Annotated in this window: 24 protein-coding genes and 1 pseudogene; 15 read left to right on the top strand and 10 right to left on the bottom strand. The window is 58.0% G+C overall.

Features of this window, described 5'->3' with window-relative positions; all coding sequences use genetic code 11:
• Positions 1 to 269: 269 nt before the first annotated feature.
• On the top strand, positions 270 to 818 hold the full coding sequence (locus AC07O1_RS09105) for an RNA polymerase factor sigma-70 (protein WP_495088558.1): 549 nt from the start codon (positions 270 to 272) through the stop codon (positions 816 to 818).
• A gap of 133 nt (positions 819 to 951) precedes the next feature.
• Here AC07O1_RS09105 and AC07O1_RS09100 read toward each other — a convergent pair whose 3' ends face one another.
• Both AC07O1_RS09100 and AC07O1_RS09095 read right to left on the bottom strand, forming a co-directional pair.
• The gene (locus AC07O1_RS09100) at positions 952 to 1,752 is read right to left on the bottom strand and encodes a substrate-binding periplasmic protein (protein WP_495088557.1); all 801 of its coding nucleotides are present in this window, start codon (positions 1,750 to 1,752) and stop codon (positions 952 to 954) included.
• 96 nt (positions 1,753 to 1,848) lie between these two features.
• Complete coding sequence (locus AC07O1_RS09095; protein ID WP_494992421.1) at positions 1,849 to 2,481, bottom strand: TetR/AcrR family transcriptional regulator; 633 nt, start codon at positions 2,479 to 2,481, stop codon at positions 1,849 to 1,851.
• Between the two features lie 178 nt (positions 2,482 to 2,659).
• On the opposite strand from AC07O1_RS09095, the gene AC07O1_RS09090 reads away from it, so the two are divergent.
• From AC07O1_RS09090 to ppnP, 8 genes are all read left to right on the top strand, one after another.
• Positions 2,660 to 4,450 carry an acyclic terpene utilization AtuA family protein gene (locus AC07O1_RS09090; protein WP_495088556.1) on the top strand — a complete coding sequence of 597 codons (1,791 nt, stop codon included), beginning with the start codon at positions 2,660 to 2,662 and terminating at the stop codon, positions 4,448 to 4,450.
• Between the two features lie 12 nt (positions 4,451 to 4,462).
• Positions 4,463 to 5,332, top strand: coding sequence for an SDR family oxidoreductase (locus AC07O1_RS09085; protein WP_495088555.1), 870 nt, complete (start codon positions 4,463 to 4,465; stop codon positions 5,330 to 5,332).
• A gap of 3 nt (positions 5,333 to 5,335) precedes the next feature.
• Entirely contained in the window at positions 5,336 to 6,952 is a 1,617-nt protein-coding gene (gene atuC, locus AC07O1_RS09080) for a geranyl-CoA carboxylase subunit beta (protein WP_495088554.1), read from the top strand.
• A 143-nt stretch (positions 6,953 to 7,095) separates the two neighbouring features.
• On the top strand, positions 7,096 to 8,253 hold the full coding sequence (atuD, locus tag AC07O1_RS09075) for a citronellyl-CoA dehydrogenase (RefSeq protein WP_495088553.1): 1,158 nt from the start codon (positions 7,096 to 7,098) through the stop codon (positions 8,251 to 8,253).
• Positions 8,250 to 9,047 (top strand): enoyl-CoA hydratase/isomerase family protein, encoded by a 798-nt coding sequence (locus tag AC07O1_RS09070; RefSeq protein WP_495088552.1) that lies wholly within the window; start codon positions 8,250 to 8,252, stop codon positions 9,045 to 9,047. Before atuD ends, AC07O1_RS09070 begins: the two co-directional genes overlap by 4 nt.
• A 63-nt stretch (positions 9,048 to 9,110) precedes the next feature.
• Positions 9,111 to 11,072 carry an acetyl/propionyl/methylcrotonyl-CoA carboxylase subunit alpha gene (locus tag AC07O1_RS09065; RefSeq protein ID WP_495088551.1) on the top strand — a complete coding sequence of 654 codons (1,962 nt, stop codon included), beginning with the start codon at positions 9,111 to 9,113 and terminating at the stop codon, positions 11,070 to 11,072.
• Between the two features lie 223 nt (positions 11,073 to 11,295).
• On the top strand, positions 11,296 to 11,838 hold the full coding sequence (locus AC07O1_RS09060; RefSeq protein WP_495088550.1) for a 3'-5' exonuclease: 543 nt from the start codon (positions 11,296 to 11,298) through the stop codon (positions 11,836 to 11,838).
• 68 nt (positions 11,839 to 11,906) lie between these two features.
• The gene (gene ppnP, locus AC07O1_RS09055) at positions 11,907 to 12,191 is read left to right on the top strand and encodes a pyrimidine/purine nucleoside phosphorylase (RefSeq protein ID WP_258699842.1); all 285 of its coding nucleotides are present in this window, start codon (positions 11,907 to 11,909) and stop codon (positions 12,189 to 12,191) included.
• An 87-nt stretch (positions 12,192 to 12,278) separates the two neighbouring features.
• Here the strand turns inward: ppnP and AC07O1_RS09050 are convergent, their stop codons facing one another.
• Together AC07O1_RS09050 and AC07O1_RS09045 are read right to left on the bottom strand one after the other, a co-directional pair.
• On the bottom strand, positions 12,279 to 13,085 hold the full coding sequence (locus tag AC07O1_RS09050; protein WP_495088549.1) for an MOSC domain-containing protein: 807 nt from the start codon (positions 13,083 to 13,085) through the stop codon (positions 12,279 to 12,281).
• Between the two features lie 225 nt (positions 13,086 to 13,310).
• Positions 13,311 to 14,246, bottom strand: coding sequence for a chemotaxis protein CheV (locus tag AC07O1_RS09045; protein WP_494992430.1), 936 nt, complete (start codon positions 14,244 to 14,246; stop codon positions 13,311 to 13,313).
• A gap of 546 nt (positions 14,247 to 14,792) precedes the next feature.
• Here AC07O1_RS09045 and AC07O1_RS09040 point away from each other — a divergent pair.
• Entirely contained in the window at positions 14,793 to 15,263 is a 471-nt protein-coding gene (locus AC07O1_RS09040) for a hypothetical protein (RefSeq protein WP_495088548.1), read from the top strand.
• A 382-nt stretch (positions 15,264 to 15,645) separates the two neighbouring features.
• Here AC07O1_RS09040 and AC07O1_RS09035 read toward each other — a convergent pair whose 3' ends face one another.
• Positions 15,646 to 17,814: a cytochrome-c peroxidase gene (locus tag AC07O1_RS09035; RefSeq protein WP_495088547.1), complete on the bottom strand. Its 2,169-nt coding sequence runs from the start codon at positions 17,812 to 17,814 to the stop codon at positions 15,646 to 15,648.
• A gap of 652 nt (positions 17,815 to 18,466) precedes the next feature.
• On the opposite strand from AC07O1_RS09035, the gene AC07O1_RS09030 reads away from it, so the two are divergent.
• The 3 genes and pseudogenes from AC07O1_RS09030 to AC07O1_RS09020 all read left to right on the top strand — a co-directional run bounded on the left by AC07O1_RS09030 (position 18,467) and on the right by AC07O1_RS09020 (position 20,953).
• A complete protein-coding gene (locus tag AC07O1_RS09030; RefSeq protein ID WP_495088665.1) occupies positions 18,467 to 20,143 on the top strand; it encodes a multiheme c-type cytochrome in 1,677 nt (558 codons plus the stop codon).
• Between the two features lie 113 nt (positions 20,144 to 20,256).
• Positions 20,257 to 20,376, top strand: a pseudogene (locus AC07O1_RS09025) (sensor histidine kinase); the annotation flags it as partial.
• 307 nt (positions 20,377 to 20,683) lie between these two features.
• Positions 20,684 to 20,953, top strand: a complete 270-nt coding sequence (locus tag AC07O1_RS09020) for a hypothetical protein (RefSeq protein WP_495088546.1) — start codon at positions 20,684 to 20,686, stop codon at positions 20,951 to 20,953.
• A gap of 63 nt (positions 20,954 to 21,016) precedes the next feature.
• Here AC07O1_RS09020 and AC07O1_RS09015 read toward each other — a convergent pair whose 3' ends face one another.
• A complete protein-coding gene (locus AC07O1_RS09015; protein WP_495088664.1) occupies positions 21,017 to 22,204 on the bottom strand; it encodes a molybdopterin molybdotransferase MoeA in 1,188 nt (395 codons plus the stop codon).
• 22 nt (positions 22,205 to 22,226) lie between these two features.
• Entirely contained in the window at positions 22,227 to 22,766 is a 540-nt protein-coding gene (gene moaB / locus AC07O1_RS09010; RefSeq protein ID WP_489071459.1) for a molybdenum cofactor biosynthesis protein B, read from the bottom strand.
• Between the two features lie 79 nt (positions 22,767 to 22,845).
• Between moaB and mobA the strand changes: the two genes are divergently transcribed.
• Together mobA and AC07O1_RS09000 are read left to right on the top strand one after the other, a co-directional pair.
• The gene (gene mobA, locus AC07O1_RS09005) at positions 22,846 to 23,448 is read left to right on the top strand and encodes a molybdenum cofactor guanylyltransferase MobA (protein ID WP_495088545.1); all 603 of its coding nucleotides are present in this window, start codon (positions 22,846 to 22,848) and stop codon (positions 23,446 to 23,448) included.
• A gap of 75 nt (positions 23,449 to 23,523) precedes the next feature.
• A complete protein-coding gene (locus AC07O1_RS09000) occupies positions 23,524 to 23,745 on the top strand; it encodes a YgdI/YgdR family lipoprotein (RefSeq protein ID WP_494992438.1) in 222 nt (73 codons plus the stop codon).
• Between the two features lie 116 nt (positions 23,746 to 23,861).
• On the opposite strand, the gene AC07O1_RS08995 is transcribed toward AC07O1_RS09000, so the two are convergent.
• The 3 genes from AC07O1_RS08995 to AC07O1_RS08985 all read right to left on the bottom strand — a co-directional run bounded on the left by AC07O1_RS08995 (position 23,862) and on the right by AC07O1_RS08985 (position 25,543).
• Positions 23,862 to 24,752 (bottom strand): pseudouridine synthase, encoded by an 891-nt coding sequence (locus AC07O1_RS08995; protein WP_495088544.1) that lies wholly within the window; start codon positions 24,750 to 24,752, stop codon positions 23,862 to 23,864.
• Positions 24,753 to 24,844: 92 nt separating this feature from the next.
• Positions 24,845 to 25,165: a transcriptional regulator gene (locus AC07O1_RS08990; RefSeq protein WP_494992440.1), complete on the bottom strand. Its 321-nt coding sequence runs from the start codon at positions 25,163 to 25,165 to the stop codon at positions 24,845 to 24,847.
• Between the two features lie 141 nt (positions 25,166 to 25,306).
• Positions 25,307 to 25,543, bottom strand: coding sequence for a glutaredoxin family protein (locus AC07O1_RS08985; RefSeq protein WP_494992441.1), 237 nt, complete (start codon positions 25,541 to 25,543; stop codon positions 25,307 to 25,309).
• Between the last annotated feature and the right edge of the window lie 334 nt (positions 25,544 to 25,877).

Below are 25,877 nucleotides of genomic sequence, written 5' to 3'. Positions count from 1 at the left end.
GACTTCCGCGCTCTTGCCTCGTTCACGAAGCGCGTCATAGCGTGCCTTGAAGTCAGCCTGAATCCAGCTGGCAATAATTAGTCCTCATCCCCCGACAAAAGCCTCGGGCCAATGCCCGTCAGCAAGCCCCGCCCCCACTCTGCACAGGCGGTTATTAATTCTATCTATCATTTGACAATCATTATCATTCAACCTAGTTTGTCGCTCGATGTGTAGGGCAGCTCTGACCCCTGGCCGCCCATTAACTTCTTTGCAGCAAGGTGATTTCCATGACGGAAAAAGTATCCACAGGCAAGTGCGATTCACCGTTACTTCAGGCATTCGTCGATAACCGTCTGATCCTGGTCAAGATCGCGGCCCGTATAACCGGCTGCCGGTCGCGCGCTGAAGACGTAGTGCAGGACGCGTTTTTCCGACTGCAGTCGGCACCGCAGATCACATCGTCATTCAAGGCCCGGCTCAGCTATCTGTTCCAGATCGTGCGCAACCTGGCGATTGATCACTACCGCAAGCAGGCTCTGGAGCAGAGGTACTCGGGTACAGAAGAGGAAGGCTTGAATGTGGTCATTCACGGCGCTTCACCAGAAACATCGCACATCAATTTTTCAACGCTGGAAAACATCGCTGTCGCGCTGACCGAACTCCCTGACCGCACCCGCTATGCCTTTGAAATGTATCGCCTGCACGGCGTGCCGCAAAAGGACATCGCCAAGGATCTTGGCGTCTCGCCAACCCTGGTGAACTTCATGATTCGCGATGCCCTGGTGCATTGCCGCAAGGTTTCGGGCAGCCGTAGCGATACGTTTACCCGACATTGATTGCCGAGAGGTTACCTGTGGCGAAGAGGCTTGCCCTCGCCACAGAACGCCTTCACTTCAACACTTCTCGCCCCCCTGATCCTTATTCGGGACGGGACAGATGCAAGCCAAAAAGCGGGTTTGAGACTCTATTTCAGGTTTTCGGTACTGGCAGGACGGCGATCTTGTACGGATCGAAAATCTTCAGCATCTCGCCGTTTTCCCGCAGACGCTGAAGCAGCTTGCCGAACGCCTCACCGGAAATCGGCGCCGTCGGACGAATCAGCGCGTAGTGGTGATAAACCTGATCAATTCGCTCGGAGACCAGCAACTGATCCGCCACCTTTTTATTGCGCAGCAGGTAGTCGCTCAAATATGAACGAGTCACCAGCGCAATGTCCGCCCTGCCGCGAAGCACCATCAGCAGATTGCTGTCATGGGAATAGGTCAGCGTGGCGTTGTAGTTGTCGGCGAGGAACTTGGGATCGGCATTGAAGTTGGCAAAGGAGTAGTGATAAGCGCTGAACAGTGCCAGGCGTTTGCCCTTCAAATCGGTGAAATAGTTCTGCTGACGATCGGGTTCGCGTTGTGCGACAAAAACCTCGGCGTCTTCCAGGCCCATGTCGACGCTGGTATGAGCGATATCCTTCCAGCCCCAGTCCGGGTTCTCGAAAATCGCCATATCGGTCCGGCCTTCTTTGAAGTCAGCGAAACGTCGAGGAACCGAAGTGGGCACCAGAGAGAATCGATAGTCACTTTGCAGTTTGTTCAGGGCCTCCACCAATTGCGGCAGCAAGCCTGTATCGTCGCCCTTCTCCGGGCGGACGGTGTACGGTGGAAAATGCGCGGCACCCACCTTGACCTCGACCGGGTCCGCAGCCCAGGTCGGCAGAACGAAAAGCGCACCGAGCGCCACCAGTAACATCCGCGAAGCCTTCCGCATTGGCGAGGACATCAAGGCAACACACCTCTGCAAATACAATTAATACAACCAAGCTAGGCGGTTTCGCCCACTTAGACAATGTTGTGCAGCGTAATTAAATTAGTTGCGTTATAGCCGCTGATGGTCTTCAAGCACCAGAATCAACGCCTCATCCGCCAATTGATCGAGGCTCATGGTGCCCTCGGCGCGAAACCAGGTGGTGGTCCAGGACAAAGCTCCGGTCAAGAAGCGCCGGGTGATAAAGACATCGCCCCTGATATAGCCGGCATCCTTGGCCTCACCCAACACTTGCAGCCAGATCTGCTCATAGATATCGCGCAGCGCCAGCACCTGAGCCTGGCCTTCTTCGGACAACGAGCGCCACTCATACACCAGCACCGCCATGGCCTCGCCGCTGCCGCCCATGATCGATTGCAGTTCACAACGGATCAGCGCCAGCACCCGCTCGCGCACGCCGGACGCCTCAGCCAGCGCCGCGCTCATCAACGCGGTGTTGTAGCGGATGGTTTCCTCCATGACCGCGCGCAGAATCTCATCCTTGCTCTTGAAGTGATGAAAAATACTTCCGGACTGAATGCCCACGGCACTGGCCAGATCACGCACGGTGGTGCGCTCATAGCCCTTGTTGCGAAACAGGTGAGCGGCCATTTGCAGCAGTTTGCCGCGGGCACTGTCCGGGTCGGTCAGTTGACCGCTGTCGACCAGCTCGCGCATTACCAGCAGGGCTTTTTGCTCGTCCACGCGTTCTCTCCTGAATTCGCTTTAATCAAGTGTGCTGCCAAACCGGTAAATCGGAGGTTGCGCGGGCAATTTAAGCTGGCGAGGAACACCAAGCAAGCGCTTGGGGAGAAGATAGTCTCGGCATTTACAAACCAAGCGCTTGCTTGGTAGTCTCGATTCACTTCTGTCGGAGGCTGCCATGAGTAAAACGGTTCGCATCGGTTGCGCCAGCGCGTTCTGGGGCGACACTTCTAGCGCCGCCGGGCAGTTGGTGGAAGGTGGCCGCCTGGACTATCTGGTGTTCGACTATTTAGCTGAAATCACCATGTCGCTATTGGCCGCAGCGCGAATGAAAGATCCCCAGGCCGGTTACGCCACCGATTTCGTCGAAGTCCTCAGCCCGTTACTGGCAGACATTTCCCGGCAAAATATCCGCGTCATCAGTAATGCCGGCGGGATCAATCCGTGCGCCTGCGCCGCAGCCTTGCAAACGGCCTGCGATAAAGCCGGAGTCCAACTGAAGATTGCCGTACTGCTCGGTGACGACCTGCAACCGCAGTTCAAACAGCTGAGCAGTCGCGGTATTCATGAAATGTTCAACGGTGCACCATTGCCTTCGATGTGCGTCTCGACCAATGCCTATCTCGGCGCTCCGGGTATTGTCGAAGCGTTACGTCTGGGGGCGGATATCGTCATCACCGGGCGGGTGGTCGACAGCGCCGTGGTCAGCGCTGCGCTGGTGCATGAGTTCGGCTGGTCCTGGCTGGACTACGACAAGTTGGCCCAAGCCGCACTGGCCGGGCATATCATCGAATGCGGCGCCCACTGCACCGGCGGCAACTTCACCGACTGGCGCGATGTACCGGACTACGAGCACATCGGCTTCCCTATCGTCGAAGTCAGCGCCAACAGCCAGTTCATCGTCAGCAAACCCGAAGGCTCCGGCGGGCTGGTCACGCCGCTGACTGTAGGCGAACAATTGCTCTACGAAATCGGTGACCCGCGAGCCTATCTGTTGCCCGATGTAGTCTGCGATTTCACCCAGGTCAAACTCCAGCAACAAGGCAAAAACGTCGTGCAGGTTCACGGCGCAAAAGGCTTGCCGCCCACCGACCAGTACAAAGTCAGCGCCACGTATCCGGATGGCTTTCGCTGCACCGCCAGTTGCCTGATTGCCGGGATCGATGCGGTCGCCAAGGCGCGGCGGGTCAGCCAGGCGATCATCGACAAAACCTCGGAAATGTTCAGCCAGCGCGGGTGGGCACCTTACAGTGAAGTAAATATCGAACTGCTAGGCAGCGAGGCAACCTACGGTCCTCATGGCCAACGCCAGGACAGTCGCGAAGTGGTGATCAAACTGGCGGTGCGTCATCCGAGTCAACAGGCACTGATCCTGTTCTCGCGAGAGATCGCCCAGGCCGCCACCGGCATGGCGCCGGGGTTGACCGGGATAGTCGGCGGGCGGCCAACGGTGTATCCGCTGATCCGGCTGTTCTCGTTCCTGATCGACAAATCCGCCTGCGAGCTCAAAATCAAGGTATCCGGGCAACATCATGTCGGCGCCCTGCCTGAGCTCGCCCACCTCGACTTTGCCGACCTCCCCGTCCCCTTCGAGCCCCCCAAAGCCGAGGGTCGCGCCGACGCCAGCGTGGCGCTGGTCAAGCTGGCGGTCGCACGCTCCGGCGACAAGGGCAATCACAGCAATATCGGGGTTATGGCGCGCAAGCAGGAATACCTGCCCTGGATCGCCGAAGCGCTGACCCCGGAAGTGATCGTCGACTGGATGAGTCACGTCCTCGACCCGGTACACGGACGTGTCGAGCGCTGGTATTTACCAGGGACTCACAGCCTGAATTTTTTACTGGAAAACGCCCTCGGCGGCGGCGGTGTCGCCAGCTTGCGGATCGATCCGCAAGGCAAGGCCTTCGCCCAGCAACTGCTGGAAATCCAGATTCCGGTGCCGCAGAACATCGCGGACCTTGTCAACTAGAGGACTGTCGCCATGGCCTATGACTCCATTTTCAAAGCCGATTTGTTCGCCGGACAAACCATCATTGTCACCGGCGGCGGCAGCGGTATCGGCCGTTGCACCGCCCACGAACTGGCAGCCCTTGGCGCTCATGTACTGTTGGTCGGACGCAAGGCAGACAAGCTGAAAACCGTCGCGGCGGAAATTCTCGAAGACGGCGGTAATGCCAGTTACCAGACCTGCGATATCCGTGACGAAGACGCGGTCACCATTCTGATCAGGCAACTTATCAGCAAGCACGGACCGATTCACGGGCTGGTCAACAATGCCGGCGGCCAGTACCCGTCACCGCTGGCATCGATCAATCAGAAGGGCTTCGAAACCATACTGCGGACCAATCTGGTGGGCGGTTTTCTGATGGCCCGGGAAGTGTTCAATCAGTCCATGAGCCAACACGGAGGCGCCATCGTCAATATGATCGCCGACATGTGGGGCGGCATGCCCGGCATGGGCCACTCCGGGGCCGCGCGTTCTGGCATGGACAACCTGACCAAGACCGCCGCCTTCGAGTGGGGTTATGCCGGGGTACGGGTCAATGCCGTGGCACCGGGCTGGGTCGCCTCAAGCAGTATGGACACCTATGAAGGCGCATACAGAGCAGTGATTCCGACCTTGCGCGAACACGTGCCGCTCAAGCGCATCGGCACAGAGTCGGAGGTCAGCGCGGCGATTGTCTTCCTGCTCAGTCCGGCGGCGGCCTTCATCAGCGGCAGCACATTACGCATCGACGGTGCGGCCAGCCTCGGCGGACGTGCATGGCCAATACACAAGGCGAAAAACAGTGAATCCTTCAATGGATTTCACCGTTCTCATTTGCCGGAAGTGCTCAAGGATAAGGAATAACCCATGCCGGTGATTCAATCTCGGCTCGACCCGCACAGCGCACAGTTCGCGCAGAACCGCGAGGCGATGCTGGTCGGTGTCGCCCAGGTTCGCCAGCTGGAGCAAAACCTGTTGGCCAAGGCAGCCGAGGCCAAACCGAAGTTCGACAAACGCGGGCAGCTGTTACCCCGCGAACGTCTGAACCTGCTGCTTGACCCCGGCGCGCCGTTTCTCGAACTGGCGAGCCTGGCCGGTTACAAGTTGCACGACGACAAGGACGGCAGCCAGGCCGGTGGCGGACTGATCGCCGGGATTGGTTATGTAGCCAGGGTGCGGGTGTTGGTGGTCGCCAACAACAGCGCGATCAAGGGCGGGACCATCTCCCCCAGCGGTCTGAAAAAGTCCCTGCGTCTGCAGCAGGTTGCGATGGAAAACAAACTGCCGATCGTGACGCTGGCGGAAAGCGGCGGTGCCAACCTTAATTACGCAGCGGAGATTTTCGTCGAGGGCGCCCGCAGCTTTGCCAACCAGGCGCGGATGTCGGCCATGGGCCTGCCACAGATCACGGTGGTGCACGGCTCGGCGACAGCTGGCGGCGCTTATCAACCGGGGCTGTCGGACTACGTGGTGGTGGTGCGCGGCAAGGCCAAGCTGTTTCTCGCAGGCCCCCCGCTGCTCAAGGCGGCCACCGGCGAAGTGGCCACCGACGAAGAACTGGGTGGCGCCCAGATGCACGCGCAAATCGCCGGCACCGCCGAGTACCTGGCCGAGAGCGATGCCGACGGTCTGCGCATCGCCCGTGAGATTGTCAGCCTGCTGGCGTGGAATGCGCAGTTGCCTGGGCAGTCGGCCAGGACCTGGGCCGAGCCGCTGTACCCGATCGATGAGTTACTCGGCTTGATCCCCGACGATCCGAAAAAACCCTACGACGTTCGGGAGATCATCGCCCGGGTGGCGGACGGTTCGAGCTTTCTGGAGTTCAAGGGTGAATTCGATCACCAAACCATTTGCGGACACGTGCAGATCCAGGGCCGACCCTGCGGTTTTATCGGCAACAACGGCCCAATCACGCCTAAAGGTGCGAGCAAGGCCGCGCAGTTTATTCAACTTTGCGATCAGAGCCAGACGCCGCTGCTGTTCTTCCACAACACCACAGGATTCATGGTCGGCACCGAGTCAGAACAACACGGCGTGATCAAACACGGCGCGAAGATGATCCAGGCAGTGGCCAATGCCCGCGTAGCTAAACTGACCATCGTCGTCGGCGGCTCCTACGGCGCCGGCAATTACGCGATGTGCGGCCGCGGCCTGGACCCGCGCTTCATCTTTGCCTGGCCTAACAGCCGTACCGCAGTGATGGGCGGCGCCCAGGCCGGCAAGGTGCTGCGCATCGTCACCGAAGCCAGGCAGGTCAAGGATGGCTCGATCACCGACCCGAAGATGCTCGACATGCTCGAACAGGCCGCCGCGCAGAAACTCGACAGCCAGTCCACCGCGCTGTACGGCAGCGCCAACTTGTGGGACGACGGCCTTATCGATCCACGGGATACACGAATTTTGTTGGGTTACTTGTTGGATATTTGCCACGAGGCGCAAGTGCGTCATCTACAACCCAATAGTTTTGGGGTCGCGCGCTTTTGATTGATCGTTCCCACGCTCCGCGTGGGAATGCAGCCCGTGACGCTCTGCGTCACATTCAAGAGCGGATGCAAAGCGTCCGGTGAGGCGTTACCACGCGGAGCGTGGGAACGATCAGACGATCAGGTCACAGGAGAACAATAAAAATGATCTTCACCCGGGAACACGAAGAACTGCGTCGCACGATACGTAATTTTGTCGATCGCCAGATCAATCCTCACGTCGAAGAATGGGAAAAGGCCGGGCGCTTTCCCATTCATGAGATTTTCCGCAAGGCCGGCGAGTTGGGGCTGTTAGGTATTTCCAAGCCGGAAAAATTTGGCGGCATGGGGCTGGACTACAGCTACTCGATCGTCGCCGCCGAAGAGTTCGGCACCATTCATTGCGGCGGTATACCGATGTCCATCGGTGTGCAGACCGACATGTGCACGCCCGCGCTGGCGCGCTTCGGCTCTGATGAACTGCGCGAAGAATTTCTGCGTCCTGCCATCAGCGGCGAATACGTTGGCTGCATCGGCGTCTCCGAAGTCGGCGCCGGCTCCGACGTCGCCGGGCTGAAAACCACCGCCCGCAAAGACGGCGACGACTATGTGATCAACGGCAGCAAGATGTGGATCACCAACTCGCCAAGCGCCGATTTCATCTGCCTGCTGGCCAACACCTCGGACGACAAACCCCACGTCAACAAATCGCTGATCATCGTGCCGATGAACAGCCCCGGCGTCAGCCTCGGCCCGCATCTGGACAAGCTCGGCATGCGCAGTTCGGAAACCGCCCAGGTGTTTTTCGACAACGTGCGCGTGCCGAAGCGTTACCGTATCGGCCATGAAGGCGCAGGGTTCATGATGCAGATGCTGCAGTTTCAGGAAGAACGCCTGTTTGGTGCGGCGAACATGCTCAAGGGCCTGGAATACTGCGTCGACAGCACCATCGAGTATTGCCGCGAGCGCAAGACATTCGGCAACGCACTGATCGACAACCAGGTGATTCATTTCCGTCTGGCCGAGTTGCAAACCGAAATCGAATGCCTGCGCGCGCTGGTCTATCAGGCCACCGAGCAATACATCAAAGGTCAGGACGTCACGCGCCTAGCCTCCATGGCCAAGCTCAAGGCCGGGCGTCTGGGCCGGGAAGTCAGCGACAGCTGCCTGCAATATTGGGGCGGCATGGGCTTCATGTGGGACAACCCGGTAGCCCGTGCCTATCGCGATGTACGGCTGGTCTCGATTGGCGCAGGCGCCGACGAAATCATGCTGGGCATCATCTGCAAACTGATGGGCATCCTGCCCGGGAAAAAACCATGAGCCCGCTACCCGCCTGCGAAACGCTGCTGCTGGAGCCCCACAGCGGCGTGTTGCATATCACCTTGAACCGACCTGAAAGCCGCAACGCCATGAGTTTACAAATGGTCGCGGAGCTGCGCGCAGTGCTGGCGGCGGTGCATGATGACCGGCAGATTCGTGCGCTGGTCATTGGCGGCGCCGACGGCCACTTCTCGGCCGGTGGTGATTTGAAAGACATGGCCAACGCCCGCGCCCAAGGGCCGACGGCTTATCGTGAGCTGAACCGCGCCTTCGGCGCCCTGCTGGAAGAGACTGAACAAGCGCCGCAAGTGGTGATCACCTTGTTGCAAGGCGCGGTTCTGGGCGGTGGTTTCGGTCTGGCCTGTGTCAGCGATATCGCGATAGCCGATCATCAAGCGCAATTCGGCATGCCGGAAACCAGCCTCGGTTTGCTACCGGCGCAAATCGCGCCGTTCGTGGTCAAGCGCATCGGTTTGACCCAGGCTCGCCGGCTGGCCCTTACCGCGGCGCGCTTTGACGGCAACGAAGCTGAGCGTCTGGGTCTGGTGCATTTTGTCGAAAACGATCCGCAAGCCCTGGCCGAACGCCTCGACGAGGTGCTCGCGCATGTCTTGTGTTGCGCACCGGGTGCCAATGCCGCAACCAAAGCCCTGCTGCTGGCCTGTGCCGAACAACCTCAGGGGGCATTGCTGGATCAGGCCGCCGATTGGTTCAGCGCTGCCGTGACCGGGCCGGAAGGTATCGAGGGGACCACCGCTTTCCTACAGAAACGCCCACCGGTCTGGGCGCCCTGAAACGGCCTTGTAGGAGCAGCGATGGCGGCAGCACAAACAACACAGATCCCAAGGAACCACCCCATGCCAGCCTTGCGCAAAATCCTGATCGCCAATCGCGGTGAAATCGCCTGTCGCATCCAGAGCACGGCCCAGGCGCTGGGTTACCGCACAGTCGCGGTATTCAGTGACGCCGATGCCGACGCACGCCATGTTCGCCTGGCCGACGAAGCGGTGAACATTGGCCCGCCACCCGTGCAGCAGTCCTACCTGAACATCGCCGCCATCATCGACGCGGCACAGCGCAGCGGCGCCGATGCGATCCATCCCGGTTACGGTTTTTTATCGGAAAACGCCGCATTTGCCACGGCCTGCAAACGTGCCGGGATCACCTTTATCGGTCCCGGCCCCGAAGCCATTGAGCTGATGGGCAGCAAACGGCTGTCCAAAGTCGCCATGCTCGCCGCGGGCGTGCCGTGCATCGGCGGTTATCAAGGCAAGGAACAGGACGATGCCACCCTGAGTCGCGAAGCCGAACGCATCGGTTATCCATTGATGATCAAGGCCAGTGCCGGTGGTGGCGGGCGCGGCATGCGCCTGGTGCATGAGGCCTGCGAATTGCTGGAGCAAATCCGCACCGCGCGCTCCGAAGCCCTGCACGCATTTGGCAGCGACGAGCTGATTCTGGAACACGCACTGATCGAACCGCGACACGTGGAAATCCAACTGTTCGGCGACCAGCACGGCAACCTGATCTACCTTGGCGAGCGCGATTGCTCGATCCAGCGCCGTCATCAGAAAATCATCGAAGAAGCGCCCTGCCCGGTGATGACCGCCGAGTTGCGCCAGGCCATGGGCGAAGCAGCACTCAAGGCCGGTCGCGCGGTGAACTACGTCGGTGCCGGTACGGTGGAGTTTCTGCTGGATCAGCGCGGGCAGTTTTACTTTCTGGAGATGAACACCCGCTTGCAGGTCGAGCATCCGGTGACTGAACTGATTACCGGCCTGGACCTGGTGGCCTGGCAACTGAACGTCGCCGCCGGACTGCCGCTGCCATTGCGTCAGGAGCAGGTCGAACTCAAGGGTCATGCCATTGAAGTGCGCCTGTACGCCGAAGACCCGGCAGAGGATTTTCTGCCACAGGCAGGTCAGGTCGCGCGCTGGGAACCGGCACTGCAGGACCGCGTGCGCATCGACCATGGCCTGCTCGAGGGCCAGACTATCAGCCCGTTCTATGACCCTCTGCTGGGCAAGATCATCGCCCATGGCGCCACTCGGGAAGAGGCGCGACGCAAGTTACTGCGAGCGGTCGAGGACTGCGTGTTACTAGGCCTGCAGAGCAATCAACGCTTGCTGGCCAATCTGCTTGAACACCCGCAGTTCATTGCCGGTGAGTTCAGTACGGCATTCATTGCCCAGCACTTCGCCGACGACCCCAGCTTGCGCCCGCACACACCAACCTTTGAGGAACTGGCCATCGCCGCCACGTTGTTCTATCAGCATTCGGCCAGTCTCCATTCAACCGAGCTGGCGGGTTGGCGCAACAGCGCCAGTGTTGCACAGCATTACCGGATCGGCCTGGATGATGTGCAGTGGTCGCTGGAACTGAGCGCTTTGGCGTCCAGACAGTTTCAGGTTCAGCAAGCAGGGAAAACACTCGAACTGAAGTTGCTCGATGGCGACGACCGCTGGGTCAATCTTGAAATCAATGGCATCCGCCGCCGTTACGCCTATCGGCTCGACGCCGGGCACTTGTGGTTGTTCACCCGTCCCGGCAGCCTGCACTTGCGCGATCAAACCCTGGCGCTGGTCGGCAGTCAGGCCTGCGTCAGCTCCGGCACCCTGAAAGCACCAATGGATGGCGCCATCGTCGACGTCCTGGTCAGAGAAGGCAGCCAGGTCACTAAAGGCCAGCTATTGCTGGTGCTCGAAGCGATGAAGATGGAGCATCCGCTCAAAGCAGGGATCGACGGGGTGATCAAGCGAATACAAGTCAGCCAGGGCGATCAAGTAAAAAACCGACAAATACTGCTCGAGGTCATCTAGTGGCCTGTACGGTTAGTTCGTTAGTTCAAATTCGGATGCCAGAAGTCCCTGGCCAAGGCGCTGTGACGAGTCATAACCCGCTATGGCGAGGAACAGCAACGCAGGATAGGGGCATGTGGCGCCGAAGTTGACTAACAGAACCAACCACACAGGCCACTAGGCGGATCCGTCGGGTTTGGCTACGCTCAAGCCTCATAAGGACGCGGATATCAGGAAGCCTGCGATGCCTCACTGGCTGGTAATAGACCTTGAAGCGACAACAGATGACGGAGGCTGGCCTGTGGCCGAGATGGAAATCATCGAAATCGGCGCCACACTGGTGAACCGCGAAGGCCGGGAGCTGGATAGCTTTCAGCGATTCGTGCGCCCGTTGCGTCGGCCACTGCTGACGCCCTTCTGTCGCGAGTTGACGCATATCACCCAGGCCAATATCGACGCCGCCCAGCCCTTGACCGAGGTCTGGCCGCTATTCGAGCGCTGGCTCGGCCAGCATCAATCGCGTCTCGACGGCTGGGCCAGTTGGGGGGATTACGATCGCAAGCAACTGGAACAGGAATGGCAGCGACTGCAGTTGCACAGTGCGCTCAGCCAGGTGCCCCACATTAACCTCAAGCAGCGCTTTGCCAAGGCCCGTCGACTGGAGCGCCCGCTGGGGCTTAATGGTGCGCTGCAATTGGCCGGGATGCAGTTCAATGGTCAACAGCATCGGGCACTGGAGGATGCACGCAATACCGCACGCTTATTACCGCTGATTCTTCCGGTCTAGAGGGGTGACGAGCTATTTAGGCTTGTGCATACTGGCCAGCCTTTTTAGCCCATTTCGAGGAATCTCCCATGTTTAAAGTCAACGAGTACTTCGACGGCACCGTCAAGTCGATTGCCTTCGGAACCGCCGAAGGTCCGGCAACTATCGGCGTCATGGCACCGGGCGAATACGAATTCGGCACCAGCCAGCGGGAAATCATGCACGTGGTCTCCGGCGCACTGACCGTCAAACTGCCTGAGAGCAGTGACTGGGAAACCTTCGCCGCTGGCAGCCAGTTCAATGTCCCGGCCAACAGCAAGTTCCAACTGAAAGTCGCAGTCGACACTGCTTACCTGTGCGAATACCGCGGCTAAAACCGATCTTAAACCCAGGTTTTTTTGCGGCGAATACAAAAATGCCCGTATCAAGCGATACGGGCATTTTTCATTCAGGACCGTTCATTATTCGACAATCGTCACCGGCATACCGACTTCAAGCCGGCCATTGCCGTCGTTGACCAGGTTCTGGCCGAACATTGCGCCATCTTCTTGCGCCCGGTATTTTTGAAGCGTGGCCAAGGGTTCACGATCGTCACTGCGCGCCCCCGTCTGCGGGTCGATGGTGGTCAGGATGCAGCGCGAGCAAGGCTTGACCACCCGGAACTCGACGTCGCCGATGCGAATCCGCTTCCAGCCATCCTCGGCAAAGGCTTCACTGCCCTCGATCACCAGGTTGGGGCGAAAACGCAGCATTTCCAGCGGGCGGCCGACGCGGCTCGACAAGTCGTCAAGCGAAGCCTGACCAATCAGCAACAGCGGAAAGCCATCGGCAAACGCAACTTGATCGTCGTCTCTACCATAGCCAGCCTGAGTGGTGCGCGCACGCTCGAGCGGCACCTGCACCAGCCGCGTAGGTTTGCCGATGAACTCACTCAGCCAGGCACCCGCCTGATCGCCCGCATCCGGAACCCGCAAGGTGTCGCGCCAGATGGTCACACCGCGCAGTTCAGCGTGATCGTCGGGTAAAGAAACGTCGATGGGGGAACGGCCTGGAGCACTGAGGGTCAGGCCGCCAGCCGCATTCCACAAGGCCGAGAGCTGGCTCATTTGCGGTACCGCACGCTGGGTCAGGAAACGTCCGCTGTCCTCATCCACCAACATCCAGCGTCGATCCCCGTCCAGCCCCAGTTTATCCAGGGTGATCTGTTGCAACGGTTCGCCCTTGCCGGACTTGAGTGGGTAACGATAAAGCGCGCTGAGACGCAGCATGAGCCAGCTCCCTGTTGGGCCAAAACGCCACCCTATACGAGCTTGATCGCTGAATCAAAGGCAGACTGCGCTGTGCCCCTGTAGGAGCAGCCGATCGACGCTCGATTGGTCAGGGCGGCGTTCCGACGATGGACTCAAGGGCGGCGCGTTTATTCAGCAAGCGCGCGTTATCGTTAACGTCCATCGCGAGCAAGCTCGGCTCCTACAGGTCTGTTTTAGAGGTCCTCAGGCGGGGACTTCGTCCAGCATCAAACGCTGACGGACCACGTCGACCAGTTTGTCCGGCTGGAATTTGGACAAGAAGTTGTCGCAACCAACCTTTTTCACCATCGAATCGTTGAAGCTGCCGGATAACGAGGTGTGCAGTACCACATACAAACCGCGCAGGCGCGGGTCGTTACGGATTTCAGTGGTCAGACGGTAGCCATCCATCTCTGGCATTTCCGCATCGGTGAAGATCATCAGCAGCTTGTCAGTCATGACCACACCGGTGTCGGCCCAGGCCTTGAGCATGTTCAGCGCCTTGAGACCGTCGCTGGCGATGTGCATCTTCACCCCAAGCTGGCCCAGGGTATCGCGCAATTGCGACAAGGCCACCTTGGAATCATCGACCAACAACATTTCGCGACCGCGGGCGCGCGCCAGCACTGGGTGATCGAGCTTGTCGCGAGACACCTTGGCGTTGTACGGCACGATTTCGGCCAGTACTTTTTCCACGTCGATGATCTCGACCAGTTGATCGTCGACCTTGCTGATGGCGGTCAGGTAATGCTGGCGACCGGCGCTGGTCGGCGGTGGCAGAATCGCTTCCCAGTTCATGTTGACGATGCGATCGACCCCACCCACCAGGAACGCCTGCACAGAACGGTTGTACTCGGTCACGATGATCGTGCTATCAGGTCCTGGCACCAGAGGTCGCATGCCGATCGCCTGGGACAGATCAATTACCGGCAGTGTCTGGCCGCGCAGATTGACCACGCCGCAAACAAACGGATGGCGCTGAGGCATCAGCGTCAACTTGGGCAACTGCAACACTTCCTGCACCTTGAAGACGTTGATCGCAAAAAGCTGCCGACCGGCCAGACGGAACATGAGAATTTCCAGGCGATTCTCACCCACCAGCTGCGTGCGTTGATCTACCGTGTCGAGAATGCCAGCCATTAATGACTCCTGGGCGTGTTCTGATGAATTCACTAAAGAGAGTTATCGGCGGATTGCGCCGGACCTTGACCCTCAAACAAAATGACATGCAACGACACCGATATCATACTGACATCATGCTCTACTGGCTTCGTCATTCAATCAGCTGCATTTCCCATCGCGTGACCTCGGTGTCTACGCAAGGTCCCCTCATCCAAGGGAATCCCCTACTGACAATCAGGTCCGACCTGATATTCGCAGTATCCAATAGCCATTAATCTGATGTCATTTTCATTGCATAAATGGAGTCAGGCTTTTGTCAGTGATTGCAGGACCGCGGCCAGGCGCCATTTCCCGTTTACTTGCCTGTGCCATTCGGCCCCTACGGCTGGCTATCTCCAGCCAGTTAAAGATTGCCTCTTCGGGCTTATTGAATGATTCGCCGAGAACAAACACACTGCTTATCTCAGACCAGTAACAATCAGAAATAGACTACAGACACCGCTCAAAAGTCTGCATTAGATTATGGTCGTTCGCCCCACCTGACATGATGTTGTGGAGAAAAGCATGCTGAACGGCGGAAAAGAGTGGCCTCAAAGACTTCCCGAGTTTCTCCTCGAAGCTGAATCGCTATTGGCCAAGTCAGAGGAATGCCTGAGTCATCTGCAACTGATCAGCAATGACAAGGACGCCATCGACTGCATGCTGAGTACTCTGCTCAGGCTTGCCAACAAGGCTGATGCACTGGCAATCCAGGCAGTTTCCGAATTCTCGCGGCATATTCATGGTTTGCTAACCCACGCGCGAAACCATATGGACCTGCACGATCAGGCTCTGGATGCCTTGAAAGACTGCTTTACCTTGATGGCCTGGCAACTCGAACTCATCGATCTTAATACCGGCAAGCTCGGCCTGGATGACAGTGAACAAGTTTCTCTGATCAATGCATTTGCCTTCCAGGTGGGGCAGAGTCAGTCTCGCCCGTCATATCATCCCAAGCCGTTTACGCTGGTTTCTCTCGCAGAGCGCCAAGTGTGAGTGCGTAAAAGATCCGGATATTCAGTGTCAAGGGATCGCCCTGCAACTTGAGCATTACCCGGCAATATCGCCATTGAATACTTCATATCCGTGACCGACAAACACAACTGACTGGCTACTCACTTTCTCAGCCGAGTCTTTGGTGAATGCCCGACAAGAACGGCTACCAACGTCCAAAAAATCTTGAATCCCTGACGCTTTGGACCTGTATCCAGAACGCAGCCAACGGTATCTCACGTAGTATTATGCCGCCCCTTGGTCGACTCACGTCCTTAGTTGACTCACTTAATGGCCAAACCCGCTCAAGGTCCACTTGGCGGGTTTTTTGTTGGCTGACATAACTAGCTTTGGGAGTTGCAGTCGTTCGGACCCTGCATCCAAATCAAGGAAGGTCGTTGTTGAACGGCTGCAAAGGTCCCTGACTGAGTGTGCGACCTTCTGCGCCGACGGGTTTAATCACCACTAGCGCATCTGCCGCCCGCTGGGTCGTTGCCGTGAGATCAGCCGCCTGTGCGGTCACGCTGTTTTCGTCACCCACTGCGCCTTGCGGAATGAACAGCTCCGGATGATCGAATGGAGCTCGCTCCCATGCGACCCGCGGATCGGTCAACCCGACCTCCATGAATTTGACCAGTGCGTCAATGTCAGTGGAGGACAGGCTCAGGGGTTTTATATCCGGACTGAGGTTCGAGGCGTTGTGCTGATTTACGCTGGGATGGTCGAATCCGCTGGTGTTGTTCGCATCCTGGCCACGCTGGTCGCCGCCTCGGTTGTAGAACTCCACGACCTGTTGCAGGGTCGCCCGGCTGCCATTGTGGAAATACGGCCCGGTCAAAGCGATGTTGCGCAGCGTCGGTGTCTTGAAGGTCCCATCGACAGAATCGCGGAAGCCGACTTTGGGCGTGAGCGTCGGGTCACAGGGTATCGCCGAGCTCAATGGCACGTCGAATGTGCAAACGTTGACAGTAAAAGGGTCAGGCACTTTTCCGCCTTGCAGCATGGTGTTGTATTCGCGGGTGAAAGACAGCGGGTTACCAAATGGGTCCGTACCGCCGGCCCCCAGGTCCTCCGAAGTCGAGCGCACACCTGTGTTGAAGAAGCCTCTGTCAAGGAGCGTCGTCAGGTTGTCAGCCATCGTAATACGGTTGACGCGCCCACCGGCCAGGAGCCGCAAACTGCTGGCTGCGTTCGTCAATTCCGGTCCAGCATGGCATTTAACGCACTTGCCCTTGCCAGTGAAAATACCCATGCCAGTGACTTGCTGGGCATTCAATGCCTGACGATTACCGTTCAAGTAGTCATCCAGCGGCGCCTGATCAGAGACCAGGGTGGATTCGTACATCTGGATCGCGAGCCCGAAGAAGAGTGGGAAATTGGCCTCTATCTGGCTATACGGCGTGCTGCCCAGCGAAACCTGCTGCGTCGCGTTCCACAGTCGTGGCTGGAAGACCTTCTGGACCATGTCACGGTAGGTGGGTCGGTTTGCGCCGGAGAAAGCGCCCAGTACCGAATCGGTTGGTGCGATCTTCTGTTGGGTAAGCAGCTGCCTGTCGAGCATGCGTCGGCCGATGTCCGCGAAGGTGCGCCCACCGCAGGACATTTCGACTGAGCTGCCGGGAGGTCCCACGGCCTGCGAGGCGGCAGAAGCATCGTTGAGTGCTAGCCGCACCTTGGCCGCAACCCCGCTGGCATCGTTGGTGACGAAGATGCCAGCATCAGGATCGCGATTGCCGAACGGCGAGAAGCCATTGAAGACGTTGTTGGCCCGACCATCCCAGAAATTGCGCACGTTGAAGGCGGCGTTGATCACCGTGGGTGCGTTGCGCCCGGTAGTACGACGGACATTGATGGCACCCACATGGAAGATGCCGTCCGGCAGCTGCGTGCAATTGTCGAAACGCGATTGAGACGCCGTGATGAACTTGGCGTCGAACACACCTTGTGAGCCGGTCACATCGTCGGTCGAGTAGAGGATCGTCGAATTGTGATCGAGCGGATTAGCCAGCACATGGGTCGGGAAGTCGGCTTTCTTGAGCGTGTAGTTCGGGCCGCCCTTGCCACCGGATTTGGTTGTGAATGAGGCCACGTCGCCAGGAATGCTGGACGCTGCGAACGGCTTGTTGAAGAGCGACGCGACGTTCGCATCGGTGTTACTCAGGCCGGGATTGAGCTGGTTGGTGATCCGGTGATCGACCCCGGCGTGAAAGTGGCAAGTCGCGCAAGCGGTGGAGCCATCGCTGCCGACGTTCATGTCCCAGAAAAGGGCCTTGCCCAATTGGATCGCCGCTGCGCGATTTTGCACGTAGTCAGTCATCAGATCGACCTTGCGTCCGCCCTCGGTTCCCGACGGGTCGGGCGGCGTCATGCCGCGTAGCGACTGCAGTTTGTTTGATTGTGATGATTGCGTCTCGGTTGCTGGCTGTGGCGCTGTTGCTGGCGCTGGCCCTTTAGCGGCGAGGGCAATCTTGTAGGGCGGACTGACTGCAACCAGTCCGCCTGCGACCGCGCAGGTCAAGCTGATGGTTCGAAGGATGCTCAAGTGTTTCTTCATGATGACATTACTCGATTCAGTTTGGGGTTGCCGAGTTCGGGGACTTTCCTTTTGCGAGATGAATTCCTGGCCAGAAATATTTCTGTTCGCGCGAGTTATCACGTCGACTCGAAGTTGGCTGGCGTGAAGCGTAGTCAAATTAGGCGAAGCGCTATTTTATATACTGAATTGAAATGCCCTCCTGTCACAGTGTGGCGGCTACCTAGATTCACTCTAGCTGCAATGGAAAATTTTAGTAGTCAATTTTTTTAAAATATTGTGTGTCGAGCGAGTCATTCGTTAGTTTAAAAGCCTGCCGGGCGGAGATGAGCAGCGACGGGCAGAAAGAGCGGTCACACACTCCCCCAACTTCGGTATACCCCCCCCACTAATGGGTGCCATTACCCAGCAGTATTCGCGTTTTGATGAACCCAACACTTCAGGTTCAAGCCAGTGTTTACGGGGCTTTCAGGCTGTCACGCATATTTTGTCACAATGCTGGCAGAGTAATTGCTGAGTGAGTTTGTCCCGTTCATGAAAGGTGGAGAGTCGGGGAGTTGTAAGTGCCCCATTGAGTGATTACATATAACCATCGGCATGAATCATGAAGTACCTCTGTCAACTCAATAGACGTGTTGCGGTCACCCTCTGCAATCGTCTTGGGGAAACTTTCATGAACCACCATAAACACACGTTATTGCAGGTAGCGCTGCACTTGTTATTGGCTTTGATTATTCTATGGATGATGTGCGCCGGCTCTTTCGCGGCCTTATTCAATGTACCGGAGAATGTCAGGCCAAGCATTATCGACTTGAATATTTCGCTGACGGTATTGTTCATGCCGTTTTTCGTGGTGCGTGCAGGTTTGCGCTTTAACCCTATACGCAAACACTCGCCCAGGCACAGACCTTTAGTTCGCCGTTTTTTGTGCTTTCTAGCCGGCCTGCTGACGGTAACGCTGGTTGCGGCCGACGAACCTCAGGGCAATGACAATCAAGGTAATGAAAAGTGGCTGGAGCCGGCACGCTCCAAGCTCATGCATGTGAATGGCGGTATGCCGTTCTTTCCGCATCGGGCCAATACCACTGGCAACCTGGTTTTGAATGTGAAGGACTTCGACAATGCCCAGATATGTGGCGCTTGCCATACGGAGATCTACAAGCAGTGGCGCTCGTCGATGATGTCCCAAGCCTGGGATGAACCCATCTATCGGGCCTTGCTCAAGCGTGCGAGCTCGGCCACCGGGGGCAAGGTCGATAACTTCTGCACCGGCTGCCATACCCCGATCGGTCTCACGACCGGGCAGATCAATTCGGAACTCAACCGCTCCTCGATTGAAGACAGCGCGAAGAATCATCCGATGCCTGGGGTCGATTGCGAGACCTGCCACAACATCAGTGCCCGCACGGGCCTCGATAACGGCGCCTATGTCTTGAGCCCTCGAGCGCACGGTAAACCGACTAAGTTCGGCCCGCGTAAAGACGCCGTTTCGCCCTATCACGACACCGTGTATTCCCCTCTGCACACGCGCTCGGACTTTTGCGCCACCTGCCACAACGTCACGCACCCGTTCAGCAGTGTGGCGGTCGAGCGCACCTATGACGAATGGCAGGAGAGCTCCTACAGCCTTGACGATAAAACCTGCCAGAGCTGCCATATGTCGAGTTTTGCGGGTAAGGCCGCGATCATGGGGCCAGACCGCGAACAGGTCGCCTCGCATTGGTTCAGCGGAGCCAACTCTATGGTGCTCAAGCATCTTGGTCAGGAAGAGGGCGCGCAACACTCGCGCGACATGCTCGCGCGCGCAGGGGAAATAAAGTTCCAGCAACTGCCGGCAGCCATCATTCCCGGGCAATACACCTCGGTAGCTGTCAAAGTTGCCAATGTCGGCGCCGGGCACAAGCTGCCGACCGGCTTTCCGGAGGGACGGGAGATGTGGATCGATTTCCGGGTGCTCGATGCCAGTGGTCGCGAGCTCTATCGGCTGGGCTCGATCAAGGACGGTAAGACCGAGGAGGACACGCGAAACTTCAAAGTGCACATGGGCGACAAGGACGGCAAAGAATTGGACGTCGATGTCTGGAATGCCACGCAAATTCTCTCGGATAACCGCATTCTGCCCAAGGGCTACGATATTCGGGCGTTCTCCTTCATGGTGCCGACCGACGCCGTCGGGCCGCTCACCTTGACTGCCGAACTGAACTACTGGCCGTTTTCGCAGAAGCTGGCCGACGACCTGGTCGGCAAGGATAAGTTGCAGGTGGAAATCACCCAGATGGCCAAAGTCACGCAGAGCGTACCCCTGTCGACAAGCCTGCCAGCCGTCGGGCCAGAAACTGCGCACTTTTAACTGTGCAGTGTCGACGTGGCCCCGATCACCGCGCGTGCTTCGTCTATTTACGCCTTACCGGGGCGCGCGCGGGGCGTTCGACGAAGGTTTGCTGCGCAGCCAGCACCCTTCGACTGGTGGCATTGAATCTGGCCGCATTGACCAGCATCTGGGTCCAGCATCGTCACTCGCTGAAATCGATCAAGTTTCAGCCCCAGGAACTGGCCGACCGTCTGTTGGAAGTTCAGGAAAACTCAGGGCCTGGCACTGTTCATCAGCAACGACGCACGGGGCTTTTCTCCGGCACTGAATCCAGGCCAGGAAGGGCAGCGCGCAATGGCTGGCATGTCGGAGCGGATCGATCATCAGCCTCGATGACTAACCGATTATTGATCATCCCGACAGCTATCGAATCAAGCCGCCCATCCTCCGGTAAATTTTCTGACAGCACACTGCGAATCGGCTTAATTGACCTGAATGAGGTAATCGAAGAACGTTCGTAAGCTTCGTAAGCCATTGTTTTTCGCGCGAACGACGCCTCACACAAGGAAGTGCATGGACATGAACAATGAGAAGCTCTCAAGGGGCTCAAACCCGACTATCGATCAGCTGCAGAGGAGCGCGTTACCCAGCGATGTAAACGCCCGCCGTATGGTTGCTCGCCCGGAATATATGCACGACGGTCTCGATAAATCGCCTGGCAACGCTAAATCCATCAAGGGCATGCTCGCCTGCTCGGCTGTAGCAGCAGCGCTGCTGATGCTGATTACTCTTCTGGCCTGGATTTCCAACAGCCGTTTCGGTCAACTTCTGCAAGCGCTGATCCGCTAGCCCGCTCCAGACTATTACTGCGCCCGGCCCTGTTCAGGCCGGGCCCGGTTGAGCCGCCAAGGCTCACCCCAGCACTTCACTCAACGGAATGAAGTTCACCCAGTCGCCCTCAGCCAGCGTGCGCCCCTCCAGCACTTCAACCAATCCCTCGGCCCAGGCCGCACTGCGTAATACCCCGGAGCTCTGATTTTTATAGATGATTGCTCGCCCATGCTCCAGGCGCCCTCGCAGGTACTCTCGACGGTTGCCCGGTTTGGGCCAGACAAACCCTGCTGGCACCTGGAACTGCAACGGCTGCACCTTCACCACCCCCTGTCGGCGCAACAGATAAGGCCGGGCCAACAACGCAAACGTCACCAGGGTCGACGCAGGATTGCCCGGCAAACCGATCACCGGCACGCCTCTAAAGTGTCCAAAAGTCAGCGGTTTTCCGGGTTTGATAGCCAGTTTCCAAAGCGCCAGCTCACCTTCTTCACGCAGGGCGACGCCGAGGAAATCCGCTTCTCCCACCGATACACCACCCGTGGAAAGGATCAGGTCAACATCTGCCAACTCAGCGAGTCGGTTACGGGTGGTCGGTAGATCATCAGGCAAGATTCCGGCATCAACCACTTCGCAACCCAGGCGCTGCAACCAGCTGCACAGCAGCACGCGATTACTGTTGTAGATCTGCCCTGGCCCAAGCGGTTGTCCTGGCTCGATCAGCTCGTCACCAGTAGACAGCACGGCCACCCGCACCCGGCGAATCACATTCAGCTGCGCACAGCCCAGGGAAGCAGCCAAACCTTGCTCGATCGGTCCCAGGCGAGTGCCCGCCGACAACACCTGTTCACCGACAGTAGTTTCCTGGCCTTGTGGACGAATATTCTGTCCCGCGCGCAGTGTTTCGGTGAAGCGCACACATCCATCGGCCAGCACTTCAGCATTTTCCTGCATCTCGACGCAGTCGGCCCCTGCGGGCACGGGAGCGCCGGTGAAGATCCTCGCACAGGTGCCCGGTGCCAACGGCTCTGGTGCCTGACCTGCGAATATCCGCTGGCTGACCGCCAGCGCGTCTGCGTTCCAGTCGGCAAGGCGCAACGCATAGCCATCCATCGCGCTGTTAGGCCAGGGCGGTAGATCCAGGGTCGAAATCAAATCCTCAGCCAAAACCCGGCCTTGAACCTGTGCCAATGGCAGCTGCTCGCACTCGCGAATCGGCGAGGCTTGAGCCATGGCCAGCAAGCGCGCCAACGCGTCTTCGACCGGCATCAAGGCTCCGGTCTTGCCCGGCTTATCCACGGGATTCACAGGGTGCGGCCTGCTTCAGATGCGGGACAAAGTTGCACGGCCGATGCCGCGAGTCCAGTTGCTCTGCGAGGATCCCGTCCCACCCGGTGCGAACTGCATTGGTCGAGCCTGGCAGGCAACACACCAGCGTGCCATTGGCCAATCCGGCCAAGGCCCGCGATTGCACGGTTGAAGTGCCAATGTCCGCGACCGAAATCTGCCGGAACAACTCGCCGAAACCATCAACCTGTTTATCGAGCAGGCAACTGACCGCTTCCGGCGTGCTATCGCGGCCAGTAAACCCGGTACCGCCGGTAATCAACACCACCTGCACGACGTCTTCGGCTATCCAGGTCGCGACTTGCGCGCGGATTTTGTAGAGATCATCTTTAAGCAGAACCCGCGCGGCCAGGTTATGGCCAGCGGCGCTCAGACGGTCGACGAAGACCTGTCCGGAAGTATCGGTTTCCAGGGTGCGGGTGTCGCTGACAGTCAACACCGCGATGTTCAACGGTGCAAAAGGTACATCAGCCTTGGCTTTCATAGGCTCGATCCAGTTGTAGGAGAAACAGCCCGGTGTTATATCACAGCGTCCTGTTTCGCTGCCCCTGCGGAGACGCTTCATGAATTCGAATACTCAACTGCCGCCCTGCTCCATTCTCCTCCTGGCGGGCGGGCGCGGGCAACGCATGGGCGGTCAGGACAAGGGTTTGCTGGAGTGGCAGGGCCAGCCATTGATTGCTCATCTGCACCGCAAGACGCGCGGGTTGAGTGATGATCTGATCATCTCCTGCAACCGCAACCAGGATAAATACGCGCCCTTTGCCGACCAATTGGTCCAGGACGACAGCGACGAGTTCCCTGGCCCACTGGCCGGTATTCGCGCAGGGCTGGCGGTTGCTCGACATACTCATCTGCTGGTATTGCCCTGCGACGTACCGCAAATTGATGCCAGTCTGCTGAACGCAATGCGCGAAACCGCCAGTCAGCATCCGGACAAACCGCTGATGCTGCGCCATGGGGAGCACTGGGAACCACTGCTGTGCATTATCCCGACGGCGCTCGCGGCTGCTTTCCAAAGCGCTTGGGATGACGGTGAACGCAGTCCGGGCAGACTCATGCGCAGGCTGGGAGCCAACGCCTTGCAGTGCCCCGAAAACGATCAACGTCTGGCCAATTTGAATACCCCTGAGCTGTTACGCCAGCACAACAGCGTGTCGGATTGACGCTAGCCAAGGAGCTTGCGCGCGTTGTATACGTCTCAAATCAGTAATCAAAAATATTCAATTCGGAGACACCAAATGATTCAACGGACACTCGCCACCCTGATGCTTGCACTGGGTCTCGCCACGCTCGCCGGTTGCGCATCGCCCGCTGTGATCACTCTGAATGACGGCCGTGAAATCCAGTCTGTCGACACACCCAGATTCGATAAGGATTCGGGTTTCTACGAGTTCGAACAGCTTGACGGCAAACGCACCCGCATCAACAAAAATCAGGTTCGTACCGTTAAAGACCTGTAAGCCCAACGGCTACAGTCAGATATAGATAAAACCCGCCTTGTGCGGGTTTTATCGTTTTTACGGGGAAAAAAGCCCCGATCAGCGCCTCAATAACCTGACGCAACCGTTACCGGGAATCACCACTGCAAGGTGATTTCGCTTTCAAAATGACGCCCCTGCCCCGTCAGCGGGTCGATAAAGCGCAAACCTTGAGCCAGCAGCTTCAGCGGGTTTGCATAGTCATCTTCGGCATCCATGAGGACATCGGGATAGAACGGGTCATTACAAATACCCGCCCCCAACGCACTCATGTGCACCCGCAACTGGTGTTTTTTACCTGTGACGGGAGACAACGCGTAACGCCAAAGCTCACCGTTTTTTTCACTGACCGCGACAGCCGTTTCGGTGTTGCTGACCCCAGAGCCTTCCTGCATGCGGAAGAAGGGTTCGCCATCGACCAATCGGCTTTTGTGAACCAATGGGAATGACAATTCCGGCAAAGCTCGGGCAATAGCCTCGTAGCGTTTCTCGATTTTGCGGGTAGGAAACAACGACTGATAAGCCGAACGGCTCTCGGGATTGGCCGAAAATAACACAAGCCCCGCCGTATGCCGGTCGATTCGATGCAACGGCACCAAATGCGGGTTATCCAGACGACGGATCAGACGTCGCAGCAAGGTCTGTTCAACATACTCACCCGCCGGGGTGACCGGTAGAAAGTGCGGTTTATCCGCAACGACCAGATGCTCATCGGCATAGAGAATCGACTCCAGCACCGGGATCGGTTTTTCGTCAGGCACCTCACGAAAATAATGTATCCGCAGACCTTCCCTGTATGGCAAGCCAACGGTAATCGCTACACCATTGCCGTCCAGAACGCGCCCACGAGCGATCCGGTCCAGCCATTGCTCGCGGCTGATAGCACGAAAGTGTTCACACAGGCACTCGAGCACGGTCGGCCATGAGCCCGGAGGCAGATACAACGTACTCGCTTGATTCTGTGCAGCGTTAAAAGATGGCGTAGACATACAAAGGCTCTGAGCATTAGTGCAGGCAGGCATTATCCAGCAAGGGCGCAAGTGAACCTAGGAGAGTTTCGGGCACAGGCAACTCACGGCCCTCAGGCATGAGTCATCCCGGGCTGCGCCGCGGCTTCGGTAAACTCTTTGAGCCAGCGCAGTACATCAACAGCCTCCCAGCGTCCTGGATCATAAAGCGCATACAACACCCCCTGATAACCCACCACATCCAGCTGCCGGTGGTAACCCGCGCGCTGAAACAAGGCTTCGATTTCAGCGAAGCAAGTATTGAAGTGCAGCTTGTTGAAGGGAGTTTTCCCTTCCGTGACCAGACCATCCAGACGCAATTCGAGCACGGCCTCGCGGACGACGTCAGCGGACATCCGGTTCACGCTGCTCTTCAATTGTTCGACATTGACCATGGGATATCCCTCTGTTTTCTTGATTCGCCAGCTGAGAGACATGGCAGAACACTCGACAGCTGTATAGACATACAGTAACCGAATATTACGTCTCTCGCCAACGGATTACAGAAGGATCGACAAGCGCAGAGCCAGTATTGATCAACGCAAAAAAGCTACGACCTGCTCGGCATCGAAGGGCCAATCCAGTTCGGCACCGGTATCGATACGTCGCAGGACCGGGATACGCAAGCCGTAGTCTTCGACCCATGCTTCGTTTTCGGCAATGTCGACCAGTTCCACCAACAAACCGCGCTCGACCAAGGGCATCACTTCGGCTTCGGCAAGTTCACAGAGATGGCAACCAAGGGTGCCGAATAGCTGGCATTCAGAAGGCATGACAAACAGACCACCAAGAAATAGGCATTCATTCTAGGCCCGACGGGAAAACACGTCGAGCCAAGGGATTTACCTGACCGGACATAACCATCAGCGGCCGACATCGGGCAGCTCCACACAAGAATGACGCAGATCATTGTCCCTCAGAGCCGATTGCGCGATGCTCGCGGCTTCTTTGCCTCTACGCTCTGCTAGTGGCCTGTGTGGCTAGTTCGTTAGCTCAAATTCGGATGCCGGCGGCCCAGAGCCAAGGCGCCGTGACGAGTCATAGCCCGCTATGGCGAGGAACAGCAACGCAGGATATGGGCTGCTGGCGCCGAAGTTGACTAACAGA

This window comes from Pseudomonas sp. GW821-FHT07G10 (genome assembly GCF_059418545.1).
This window is presented reverse-complemented; position numbering and strand designations above follow the sequence as displayed.